The sequence below is a fragment of the Nocardia brevicatena NBRC 12119 genome (genome assembly GCF_000308495.1).
Classification (GTDB): domain Bacteria; phylum Actinomycetota; class Actinomycetes; order Mycobacteriales; family Mycobacteriaceae; genus Nocardia; species Nocardia brevicatena.
Genome location: NZ_BAFU01000020.1, coordinates 60,242 through 71,148, shown reverse-complemented (window position 1 = coordinate 71,148; position 10,907 = coordinate 60,242). Strand labels below are relative to the sequence as shown.

Genomic DNA, 10,907 nt, shown 5'->3' with positions numbered 1-10,907 from the left:
CGGAGTGGTTCCGGCGTAGAGCCGGATATCCGCTTGGCGGATGTTGAGAATTTGGGAGTGAGCCCGGCTCGCTCTCGTCGGTCGTCGGCAAGTTGAGGGCTGAATCGGTGAATCCCCATGTTCGTACCGGTAGCGCTCGATAGGGTCGCTGGCATGGCCGAACTCGATCCCATCTGGGAGCTCGACATTGCCGACGAAGGCATCCAGTACGACAACGACTCTCGCACGGTGCAAGATTTGAACACGGGAGAGGTGATCGGCCTGGATAAGTGGATTGTTGTGACATCCACCGACGTAACTGCCAGGACAGTCGAGTATGGCGTCCGTGTCCGTGCTGCCGAGCCGCCAACAGTCGGCAGATGGACCAAGATCACCGGCCAGTAGCCCCGCAACCATTGCCTGCCAACACCTCTCAGCGGTCTAGGTAACGGCACTGGTCGCTATTCCGACAGCTCGGTGTACACCTTCACGCGCACACCGAATGCTGGCGCGAAGTGGAATAGCGCGCCGCATCAGGCGCAGAAGGGCTCGTTCATGGACCTGGGATCAATCGAGTGGGGACCGATCGCCACGTGGTCGGGTACGGTCGTGACCATCGTGTTCAGCGTGCGGACATGGCCTGCTGAGCGGGCGGCGAAGAAGTCCGCTCAGGATGCCGCGCAGCAAGCTGAACATTCTACTGCCGCAGCTGAGAAGTCCGCCGAAGTTCAACAGCAGATTGCAGAGGTAGCCCGGCGCGCGTTCCCTGAACCGAAGGATTTTGCCTTCAGCATCGAGCACATGCAGCGCGGGCAGTTCCGGATCCGAAACACCGGCAAACGAACCGCCTCGGACATCAAGTTCATCGAGCCTGAGCCCATCGAGGGCATACCGGATGCGTGGTGGCCTGTGCCGCAGTGGGTGAACGATGATCCGATCACCTTTGAGCCTGACCGCTGGGCGGACTTTCGCGCGTCTGCCATGTCTCCTGTGACGGGCCAGTGACAAGCCGTGTTCCCCAAGGAAGTGACAATCATCTTCGACGAAGCCCCAGATCCCATGGTGCTCGAAATGCCGTTGGACCGCTAAGTCCCTCGAAGCGCCTACAGGATTTTGGCGTCGGTCACCACATCGTCAGGTCCGACGACGTAGGCCACCAACCGCACCGCGCGATCCTTCGGAACCACTCCCACGAACCCGGCCGCGCGGGCATCGTGTCCATCCAGCCACCACGCGGGAACCCTCACCGGCAGCCCGTCCCGGTACCGCTGCAACTCCATCGGCACCGGCCGCGGATGCTCGACGATCGGTAGGCCACTCTCAGCAGCGAACGCCGAGCGCGGATCCGGGGCGGCATACCGGCGTTCCAGCTGCTCGCCTACCCACCGATACAACCCGGACCGTGCCACCCCGGCCGTTCCGCCAGGTCGGCGTCGGTGATCGCGACGACGGAGCCGTTTACAACGGCCGCACCACAGCCCCTGGCCACGCGGATTTCACGGTAGCGCGCCACTGTCTGCGGTAAATCCTTGGTGCCGGATCCTGTGCGAATGTGCCATCGGGCCACATCGCGCAGTTCACCATGGCCCGGACGCCTCTACCGAGAACGAGGCGCCACCGCGTTAGCGCCGGATTCCGTACGGCTACACCACTACCCCCTGCCTGTTGTCTCGCAGCTCTTCCAGGAGCGATCGATAGAAGTTGGCGTCGTGCGTGTCTCCGGGTGTGAATAATTCGCGCTGCCCGTAGCGGTCCAGGTAGTGTTCGTGTTCGCGTTCCAGGTCGAACACCGAGATCGGATCGGCGGTGTCCCCGAGGCGTTCGAGGCGGTCTGCACGTTCGCCGAACACGCGGCTGCCGGCGCGGACGTCGTCGACCCACTCTTCGGGCATCGAGAAGAGGTCCTTGCTGAAGTCCGCAACAGCGCTCGGAGGTAGCCCGTCGCGTTCCAGTGACCAGTTCATCAGGAGCCGGGACGACCGGCCGTTGTAGTCGTCCCAGGGGTGGATGGAGACGAATCGCTGTTGAAGTTCGGCAGCGAGCCGGTACGGGTCGGCGTCGGGCTGGTTGCGGGCGTCGTTGTACCAAGTTGACAAGGACTGGAGTTCGTTCTGTATCGCCTCGGGCGAGGAGATGCGGTATCCGATCCCACCGTAGCGGAGGGGGGCGGTATCCGGGGGGAGAAGTTCCAGGTAGGGATTCGCCCTGACCGCGGCCATCTCCTTGTCGGTGAAGGGGTGCAGGTGAGCGCCCCACCGCCTGCCGCGGGCGAAGATCCCGCCGTGGTCGGGTGCGGTGAAGTGTGACAATCGCTGGTGGAGTTCGACCATGAACGGTACGGTCAGTTCTCGGTCACCGTGGCGTCGGGCGAATGCGCGGGCGTCCAGGTAGCCGGCCCATTCTCGTTTACCGAACAGCAGTTCCGGATGCTTCTGACGCCCGGCCAGGGCCAAGTGCAGGAACGGCTCGTCGATCAGGAGGCCGGCTTCCAGTGCGCGCTGGGCCGGGGTGTGCAATCCCAGCTCTGTCGACCGTTCATCGATCACCGTATCGATCGCTCGGTTTCGGCGACCGAGCTCGCCGGGCACCCTACGGGGAAGTTGTCCGGCAATGGTCTCGCCCTTTGTCGACCGTTCATCGATCACTCGGCTCTCACGCCGACCGGCGCCGTCCGGGTGCGAATCGTGTTGTCGGCCACCGCCGTCGACGCCTGAAATGCGCCGCCCGCTCTGCTGGTCGGTCGTCGATGCTCGATCCGCAGCGCCTCGAAGATCTTCGGCGACCATACGGGGTAACCGTTCGGTAATCGCCTCGTTTGCCGTTTTGGACAACCGAACAATCCCCGAGGCGACCTCTCCGCGTAAGAGTTTGATGAGAATATCGTTGGTAATCATTCGGCAGCTCGCGGCAGTTGTCGACGTTCGAGCAGCGGCGGCAACCCTGCACACTTCGTGCGTGTATCCATGCTGACCTTGTTGTAAAGCACTCTATCGTGGATAAATAATACCGTTTGGTCTGACTCCACGACACGGCATGCGGGGCCACATCTGTGAAAGGTCACGCAAAGGAGTGACCACAGAAAATGTCCTACTGCCCGCAGTAACTACTCGTGTGAACCGGGCCGATGCGGCAGTCCCGGGTCTCTGACACTGCGGTCTGCCCATGGCGGTGCCCACGAATGTTCACGGTATTGGTTGGAAGATAGGCTCGGCGTGATGGCCGAGGATGATTTCACGATCGAGCTCACGCGGGACCAGGCGTTGGTGCTCTCCGAGTGGCTTTCTCGCGTGATCGGTACTGCGGTCTTCGATGGTCTGGTGGATCGGGATCGAGCGGTTTGGTCGCCGCTGTACACGATCGCCGGCGCGTTGGAGACCTCGTTGGTGGAGGTTTTCACGCCGGACTACGTTGCCCGGGTGGAGGCGGCGCGGGAACGGCTGCTGGACTCCCTCGGCGAGGTGGGCTTTCCACCGATGGACGAGAAGTAACGGCACGAGTGGAGGTGGGGGCAGGTCGGGCCGCTTACCCCTGGCCGGTCGGCCCCAGCGTTGCAGGCGTTCGCGGCGGACGCGGGTGCGTTCGCAGCGTTGCGCGGTGAGCACGTCGGGATGGCGGGTGTTGGCGTTGCGCCGGCGTGGGTAGTGCTGCAGATGTCGGGCGAGCACGGTGTGGTCGGAGTCGCCCATGACGAAGGTGCGCAGCGGCCCGAACTGGGCCTCGATCGGGTTCGCCCACGAGGCGTGGGGCGGGACGGTCTCCTGCCCAACGAGAGCCCTGCGTAGCCAGGCATTTTCGTTGAACGCGTGGATCACGTCCGGACGGCGTCGGCGGCCATCGGCCGCGATCGCCGGCACCGGCGCACACACCACTCACGCCACCGGATTCCCCGCGGCGTGTACACATGTTCGTGATCAACACACCAGCGCGCTCACGGCCCCGCGGGACCGACAAGCGAAAGCGGCCGGACTCGATGGTGTGGTTCCACACGGTCTACCGCACACGGCCACTTCGCCGGCCATCAACGCCGGGGCGAACGTCAAGGTTGTTCAGAAGACGCTCGCGCACAAGACGGCACGCTAACACTCGATCTCTATGGGCACTTTTTCGATGACGATTTGGACCCTATGAGGACTCGATGAACCGTGAAGCTCCGACCGCTGCGGAATGAGCAGGGGACCGCATCCGACGAGAGCGGCGGAAACAGCGGTCTACCTGCGGCGTAGCAGTGCCCCCAGTGGGATTCGAACCCACACTGGGCGGATTTTAAGTTTGACATGCTGAATAGTTGCAGGTCACGGCATCGTTGGTGATCGTGGGCGAATCGCTGTGACCTGGGCATACGCCCCGTTGACAGTGTTGGCGGGGTTTGTCGTGTGCGTGCCTGCTGCGGACCGGCTGCGGACTGCGCGGGCGGGAGGGGCTGGTGGATGCGAGTTTTGTCGTTGCGTAGTTCCACACGCAGATACGCTGTCAGGGTGGTTAATTGGGTACCGGTGTTCGGCGCTGCGGTCACGGCGGTCGGCGCGCTCCTGATCGCGTTCTATACCCAGCGTCAAACTCGTCGAGACGTACGCACCATGATCAAAAGTGACCTCGAAGCCCTACGGCTTCTGAAAGAAGTGGCACCGGACAGCGCCGAGGTAGCGAGCCTTCAGGGGCATGTCGAATGGCGTATCAAGGAGCTGGCTACACACGAGCGTGGCGCGCGGCGCAATTGGCCCCAAGTCTTAGCGGGCCTGTTGGTATGGGTCGTTGCGTTCGCGGTTGCGATGCCGGCCGTCAACTATGGGTCGTGGTGGCTTTGGCTCCTGGTCCCGGCTGGGGCCCTCTTTATATTCGGGTGTGGCGGACTCCCTGGCCTTCGCAAGACGGTTCGCGAAACGTAGGGTCCGATAAAACGGCGAGAGGTTGGCCCGGCTGGATGGTGGTCTGCACATAGGTGGGGGCTGGCTACCCGCCTGCCCCGATAGGGCCTGCCCTTCTCGCGTAGAGGCTCCGCGGTCAAGGGTGGCGAAGCCATCAGCGAAGCTGACGCCGGAGGCGCCCTTGACGGTGGAGGGGCGCGGGAACACAATGCAGGCCACCAGTCAGCCGGGCCACGCGGCCGAAGGTCGCGCTACTCAACCTATGCGGTGAAAAGCTCAATGAGCGAGGGCATGAGGCCCACCCCCATTCCGGTAACGGTAATCGCAATTCCCCAGATGGCGATACAGAAATCCTTACCGGTGCTGATATTCAGGTCAGATCTGAAGTTTTCCAGCGCTTCGGTAATAGCGGTCTCAACATCTGATGCTTCGAGGTGTGGCGTGCCTTCGACTCGCGCTATGTATTCATGCAGGTCCGTGATGGCTTCCCGGATTGCTCTCGTCTCTGCTGCAAGCCCCTCCAGCTGTTGCTCGGCCGTTTGATTGGTGTCTATGTGGTGGTGAGCGACAGCTCGTGCTGTGAGTCCACCCTCGGCGCGGGCGATGGCTGTAGCTGTTGGAAGATGAACTGTCGCGGCGCGTCTTCCAGTCAGCTTCGCCCGGATGTCCCCGGCCAGTTTTTGAACAGCCTCTAGAGCTGACGATATGCGACCAGTTGCTTTCTCCCATGCGATGAAGAGACCCATGGCCGTCACGATCGTGCCGACTAGCTGAAGGACGTCCCCGGAGGTTTCCATGTTGGAGCAGTCGCGGTGAACCTTGGGAGTGTTACGGGATGTTCAGAGCGCGGAATACCCCGAGCAAGCTACAGAACCACAGCCGGTCGACCGGGCCGGGGCCGGTGGATGCGTGATCGACTGCGGGAGGTAAGTCCGGTAGGGCACTCGTCGTGCCCAGCACCGTTCGGTTATGCCAGAAGCGACCAAACTCGGATCGGATGCGCCGAGTGCGGTCGTGCCGCCGACGTGCCGACGCGCCGCGGTCCGCCAGCGTAGCCAGGGCCGCGCTGCGCGTCGCCGCGCGGCGGCGCTCTTGATCCTGTATGGCGAAATTCGGCAACAACCCGTGGAAGCGGGATCGGCGGGCTGACCGGGTAGGACAGAACTACAGCCGTACGACGGCAACGGTCTTGTCGTCGTGTCGTTTCGCGCGCGGTTGTTGTCGTCCGGCTGGGTCAGTCTGGGCTTCCCAGTGCTCGCAGCGGACCAATAGTTCGGCAAGTCCGCTGGCGTCCAACTGGGCGACATCGGACCAGGAGATACCTAACGGTGCAAGCGGTTCCGCGGCTCCGTCGGTTGCCAGGATCACCCATGCCACGTCATCGCGGGCGTATCGGGCCGTGATCGAGTGCTGGGCGGCAGCATGGTCGGCCTCGGCGATCCAGTATCCGCCGTCGCGGTTCCGGCGTTTTCGCTCCTGGTGCTGAAGCTCGCCGAGAATGGCGCGGTGTTCGTCGTCGTAGCCGCTGCCTGCTCGGAGACGCTCCCGGTAGCGTGTGGCTTCGGGCAAGTCGAGTCGATCGAGACGGTCATCATGGATCGTTTCGAATGTGCCGTCTGTTCTGCCCACAATGATCGGGGAATCTCCCAGGGCAAGGACGTCGATAGCGGTGTGGCCGACGCGCACGATTGACACGGTGCTCGAGGGTGCCGCGCCGGGTTGTAAGCCGAGACGACTGGAGGTGGTCTCGATGGCGCGCGACAACGCTGCGGTCAAATCTTCCGTTCCGGTCTCGCACTGGGCGCGGAGCTCCTGTCCCAGTGTGTCGACGAACGTTCCTGCGGTCGGCATGTCAGGAGCGAACGATGACGCGCCATCGAGCACGATGACCGAATTACGGGTGGTGAGCACGCGGTCATCGCCCGATCGTGCATCCAGTTGCGCGGTGGCGACTTCCATGTGTTCAGCCTTCGCCTCGGTACGGGCCGACGAGGATGCGGCTGTCGGTGACTGCGAAATCCCGATCGAAATCGCATGACACCACGCCATTGACGAAGTCGACCGAGGGGTCGAAGAGGCCGGCGAGGTTTCGCGCGAACCAATGCGCGACCCCGGCCGAGCCCACGCTGGTGATGCCGGCGATATGGACGACGACCCGGCCCCCCTCTACGCGGCGGGAGAAGTAGCCGATATCCGTCAGAGTGGTGGGGTCGTGACGGTAGGGGGACCGATGGCGTTCGCCGGTGCGAGCGTCTGTGATCCACCATCCTTCGTCGGTGCGCTCGAAGTCCAGGACGGGATCGTCGTCCAGGAGCGCACGAGCGACGGGCGCCGACTTCGGGCCGCAGATGACGACCACGTCCCCGTCGGGCACCTCGGTGGTATCGGGATCGACCGCGAACTCATCGAAGGCCAAGGACAGTTGCTCTAGTGTTGCCTCGATGGCCTTTTGGGCGGCTTGGTCCGCGGTGTCGAAGAACGCGCGCTCTCGTCCCTCTTCGAACCCGAATCGCCTGGGAATCCCTACCGAGACGGGGCCTACTCCGAAGAAGGCGCGTTCGGGCTTGGGGGCGCTGGAGCGGATCTGGCTGATACGCCCCTTGGTGAGCCCGAGGTGTTCGGCTATCTCGGTGTAGCTCATTCCGCGGTCGCGGTGGGCTTCTTCGATAGCGGCTTTTCGTAGGCGGGCGAGCTCTGTGGCGCGCTGCTGGTAGACGGTCATCAGCTCCGATGCCCGGCGACCACGTCGGATGGGGTCCGGGTCGGTCCGGACCTGATCGAAGTCATCAGCAATCGCCACGTCCTCGAGTTTAGAGGGTATTGACTCGGTCACAGTGGAGGCGTAGCCTGGGTTTATCCCCCCTAAACCAGCTCGAGTCTCTCTCATTCCTTGAGTTTAGAGGGGGTAAACCAATCGAGCTATCCGCAGGAGAAGTGACATGGCGATCAGCAAGGGTTTCCGGTTCCCCGTCGATTTCAAGCAGGCGTTCCCGAAGGGGCTGCTGTTGATGGGTCCGGTCGGTCCGGCGATCAAGTACAACCCGGACCGTAACGCGGTGCAGGAACAGAAGTTCGACATCGACCCGAAGACGGGTGAGGGCACGAAGCTGCCGATGTGGACGGCCACGGTGACCGACCCGCACGAGGACAAGGCCAAGCGGGCCTCGTTCGAGATCACGTTCCTGTCGGAGTATCAGCCGGTCCCGGCCGGTCAGCAGATCACCGAGGACATGTGGTTCATCGAGTTGGAGGGTCTGACCGCCGAACCGAGGGTGATGGGTCAGGGCGAGTTCAAGTACCTCGGCTACACATTCCGCGCGACCGGGATCAAGGGCGATGTCAACACCCCGAAGGCCACCACCGGCAAGGCGGCGGCGTGATGGGCGACTACACCGGGGTGTACGGCTTCTACTCGCATTTCGGCCCGGTGAGCGCGACCCATCACCGGTCCGAGGCCGGTGAGGACATCGTGGTGGTGCGGGTCGGGACGAACGTGTCGTTCCACCTGCCCTACGACCAGGCGGTTGCGTTGCGCGTGGACCTGGGTGAGGCGCTGGCCCGTTTCCCCCGGACCGCTCCGGCGATAACGGGGAGGGCGGCGTGATGGCCTCGACGGGTGAGCGTGCGCGCTGGTTGATGCGGGGTGCGGCCATGGCGGCGGTGGTGATCATCGTCGGCGTAGGCGTGGCCGCCTTCGTCCTGTCGTACGAGACGCTGCGGGACCTGGCCGAGTTGGCCGGCATCGCCCGCGAGCATTCGTGGCTGTTCCCGGTGATCGTGGACGGCACCATCCTCCAGGCCACCGTGTCGGTGATGGTGCTGTCCGGCCACGCCAAAGAGCGCCGCTGGTTCTCCTGGGTGCTGGGGGTCGGGGCGGTGGTGTCGGTGGCCGGTAACAGCCTGCATGCCTTCACCAATGGGGCTCCGTTGCCGAACTGGGTGGCGGCGGTGATCGCGGCGATTGCTCCGGTCGCGTTGTTGGTGGACACGCATGGGGTGGTGATGCTGTTCCGCGCCGCCCAACGCAAACCCATCGGCGAACCCGTGACCGAGGATGCCGCGGAGTCCGCGACGGAACCCGGTCCGGTCCCGCTGGAGGAGTCGGCGGCCGTCGACCCAGAGCCCGTCTCCGACCCCGAACCGGTGACCACTCCTGCTCCCGCCGTGGCTGCGGCGGTGGTAGCTCCGGTCCGACCTATCCGTCCGATTCCTGTTCCTGTTCGTCCGCGACCGGTGGCACAGCCGATGCTGCCGCTCGCGATCGGGGGTGCCTGACATGTTGTCTGTTCGTTCCGTCCTGGCCGGTGCGGTGGTGGTTCCGCTGCTGGCCCTCGTCCCCGCCGCCGACGCGGTGGCCGCCCCGAATGCGTCGGGGTGCGTGATGTTCTGCGACGACCCCAAACCCGCACCGGGCAAGTGCGTGATGCTGTGCGACCGGCCTCCGGTCCCGCCTGCTGATGCGCAGGGGTGCCGCCTGTTCTGCGAGCTCGGCAAGCCCGAGGGCAAGGGGGTGGTGTGATGCTGCTCGGTGACCTGATGACCATGGGCGGGATCGCCACTACCGGGTGGTTTCTGTGGCAGTGGCGCAAGGCCGGAGCCGGTCCCACCGTCCCGACACCGGAAGACCATGCGGCGCTGGCTCCGCCGGAGTTGCGACCGGCGGTGTTCATCGTGACCGACCCGGCGCAGCTGGCCCTGATGTGGCCGGCGCTGGGGCTGGGTTCTCCGGAGCGGGGCTGGCCGAATATCACGGCGGCGGCCTACACCTCTTCGGGGATGACGGTGGAGGTGCAGATGTTGGGCGGCCAGTCGCTGCGGGACTGGAACACCGACGCGGTCCGCGAGGCCCTGGCCGCCTACCTGGCCGTGCCCGAGGTGCAGGTGACCGCCCCGGCACCGGGGTTCGTGCGCCTGCATCTGCGCACCTTCGATACCCTTGCCACCCCGATCCCGGTGGGGGAACCCGTGACGGTGATCGTGCCGCAGCTGCCCGCCCGGATCACCGCCGCCTCGGTGGGGGTGGACCTGGAAGCGGTTCCGGTGGGAGTGACCGAGGACTTCGACCAGTGGCGCCTACAGGTGCTGTATCGGCACATCCTGATCGCGGGAGCGACCGATTCGGGCAAAGGCAGCGTGTTGTGGTCGATCATCGCCGGGCTCGGGCCTGCCATCAAGGCCGGGTTGGTGGATGTGCTGATGGCCGACCCCAAGGGCGGGATGGAGTTCGGACGCGGTCAGGACCGGTTGTGGACCGATTTCCAGTGGACCGCCGAGGGCATCGTCAGCATGCTAACCACCGCCGAGGCGCAGATGCAGGAGCGGGCGTCCCGGTTCCGCGCCGCCGGTATCCGCAAGTTCGTGCCCTCCCTCGACGAACCCTTGAAGCTGATCGTCATCGACGAGTACGCGGCGCTGTCGGCGTTCGCCACCCGCGAGCAGATGGCCGAAGGGTTGCGGTTGTTGGGGTTGATCCTGACCCAGGGCCGCGCGGTCGGCTACAGCGTCATCGTCGCCCTGCAAGATCCCAGCAAGGAGACGGCGCCGAACCGGCAACTGTTCCCCACCCGCATCGGGCTGCGCCTGGACGAACCCACCCAGGTCCGGATGATCCACGGCGACGGTGCCCGGGACCGGGGTGCCCGCTGCGACACGATCAGCACCCACACACCGGGTGTCGGCTACGTCGGTGAGGACGGCACCAGCGGATTCGTTCGGGTGCGGGCGTTCTGGGTCTGCGATGACGCGGCCGACGCCATCGTCGACGCCTATGCCCCGGCACAGCCGGACCTGTCCCCGCAGGACGACTACACCAGGTTCGACCCGGACGACCTGGGCGACGGCGAGCAGCGGGGGCGGGTGGCATGAGCACCTCCCCCGATACCCCACGGCCCCCGGTGCGGGTGCGCCTGGTCGGTCCGCCCGACTCGGTGGCCGCGGTGCTGGTCCAGTTGGCTCACTCGGGCGCTGAGGTGTCGGCCTCGGCGATGTATCCGAGCCGCTACAGCACCACCGATGTGCGCATCTACGCCGAAATCACCCCCTCACTCGGAACGGAGAAATGAC

At 64.7% G+C, this 10,907-nt stretch carries 14 protein-coding genes; 9 read left to right on the top strand and 5 right to left on the bottom strand.

All coding sequences use genetic code 11. The features are described 5' to 3' along the window. The first annotated feature begins 153 nt into the window (after positions 1-153). Together ON20_RS04580 and ON20_RS04575 are read left to right on the top strand one after the other, a co-directional pair. Positions 154-384, top strand: coding sequence for a hypothetical protein (locus tag ON20_RS04580; RefSeq protein WP_157228691.1), 231 nt, complete (start codon positions 154-156; stop codon positions 382-384). Between the two features lie 72 nt (positions 385-456). Then, positions 457-984 carry a hypothetical protein gene (locus ON20_RS04575; protein WP_051161616.1) on the top strand — a complete coding sequence of 176 codons (528 nt, stop codon included), beginning with the start codon at positions 457-459 and terminating at the stop codon, positions 982-984. Between the two features lie 98 nt (positions 985-1,082). Here the strand turns inward: ON20_RS04575 and ON20_RS04570 are convergent, their stop codons facing one another. Beyond that, the gene (locus tag ON20_RS04570) at positions 1,083-1,388 is read right to left on the bottom strand and encodes a hypothetical protein (RefSeq protein WP_040833670.1); all 306 of its coding nucleotides are present in this window, start codon (positions 1,386-1,388) and stop codon (positions 1,083-1,085) included. A 234-nt stretch (positions 1,389-1,622) separates the two neighbouring features. Continuing rightward, positions 1,623-2,525: a Fic family protein gene (locus ON20_RS35605; protein WP_157228690.1), complete on the bottom strand. Its 903-nt coding sequence runs from the start codon at positions 2,523-2,525 to the stop codon at positions 1,623-1,625. A 669-nt stretch (positions 2,526-3,194) separates the two neighbouring features. On the opposite strand from ON20_RS35605, the gene ON20_RS04560 reads away from it, so the two are divergent. Further along, positions 3,195-3,467 carry a hypothetical protein gene (locus tag ON20_RS04560; protein WP_040833668.1) on the top strand — a complete coding sequence of 91 codons (273 nt, stop codon included), beginning with the start codon at positions 3,195-3,197 and terminating at the stop codon, positions 3,465-3,467. 1,637 nt (positions 3,468-5,104) lie between these two features. Here ON20_RS04560 and ON20_RS04540 read toward each other — a convergent pair. The 3 genes from ON20_RS04540 to ON20_RS04530 all read right to left on the bottom strand — a co-directional run bounded on the left by ON20_RS04540 (position 5,105) and on the right by ON20_RS04530 (position 7,644). Continuing rightward, positions 5,105-5,590, bottom strand: a complete 486-nt coding sequence (locus ON20_RS04540) for a hypothetical protein (protein ID WP_218002436.1) — start codon at positions 5,588-5,590, stop codon at positions 5,105-5,107. Positions 5,591-6,008: 418 nt separating this feature from the next. After that, the gene (locus ON20_RS04535) at positions 6,009-6,803 is read right to left on the bottom strand and encodes a protein phosphatase 2C domain-containing protein (protein ID WP_040833664.1); all 795 of its coding nucleotides are present in this window, start codon (positions 6,801-6,803) and stop codon (positions 6,009-6,011) included. Positions 6,804-6,807: 4 nt separating this feature from the next. Further along, positions 6,808-7,644: a sigma factor-like helix-turn-helix DNA-binding protein gene (locus ON20_RS04530; protein ID WP_040833663.1), complete on the bottom strand. Its 837-nt coding sequence runs from the start codon at positions 7,642-7,644 to the stop codon at positions 6,808-6,810. A 139-nt stretch (positions 7,645-7,783) separates the two neighbouring features. On the opposite strand from ON20_RS04530, the gene ON20_RS04525 reads away from it, so the two are divergent. Genes ON20_RS04525 through ON20_RS04500 form a run of 6 tightly spaced genes read left to right on the top strand, consistent with a single transcriptional unit; the run spans position 7,784 to position 10,906 of the window. After that, on the top strand, positions 7,784-8,224 hold the full coding sequence (locus ON20_RS04525; RefSeq protein ID WP_040833662.1) for a hypothetical protein: 441 nt from the start codon (positions 7,784-7,786) through the stop codon (positions 8,222-8,224). Next, on the top strand, positions 8,224-8,448 hold the full coding sequence (locus ON20_RS04520; RefSeq protein ID WP_040833661.1) for a hypothetical protein: 225 nt from the start codon (positions 8,224-8,226) through the stop codon (positions 8,446-8,448). Before ON20_RS04525 ends, ON20_RS04520 begins: the two co-directional genes overlap by 1 nt. Continuing rightward, entirely contained in the window at positions 8,448-9,119 is a 672-nt protein-coding gene (locus tag ON20_RS32795) for a DUF2637 domain-containing protein (protein WP_051161610.1), read from the top strand. The genes ON20_RS04520 and ON20_RS32795 overlap by 1 nt, the downstream gene beginning before the upstream one ends. Before the next feature lies 1 nt (position 9,120). Beyond that, positions 9,121-9,363, top strand: a complete 243-nt coding sequence (locus tag ON20_RS04510) for a hypothetical protein (RefSeq protein ID WP_040833660.1) — start codon at positions 9,121-9,123, stop codon at positions 9,361-9,363. Then, positions 9,363-10,709: an FtsK/SpoIIIE domain-containing protein gene (locus ON20_RS04505; protein WP_051161608.1), complete on the top strand. Its 1,347-nt coding sequence runs from the start codon at positions 9,363-9,365 to the stop codon at positions 10,707-10,709. Before ON20_RS04510 ends, ON20_RS04505 begins: the two co-directional genes overlap by 1 nt. Then, positions 10,706-10,906, top strand: coding sequence for a hypothetical protein (locus tag ON20_RS04500; protein WP_040833659.1), 201 nt, complete (start codon positions 10,706-10,708; stop codon positions 10,904-10,906). The genes ON20_RS04505 and ON20_RS04500 overlap by 4 nt, the downstream gene beginning before the upstream one ends. Position 10,907 lies beyond the last annotated feature (1 nt).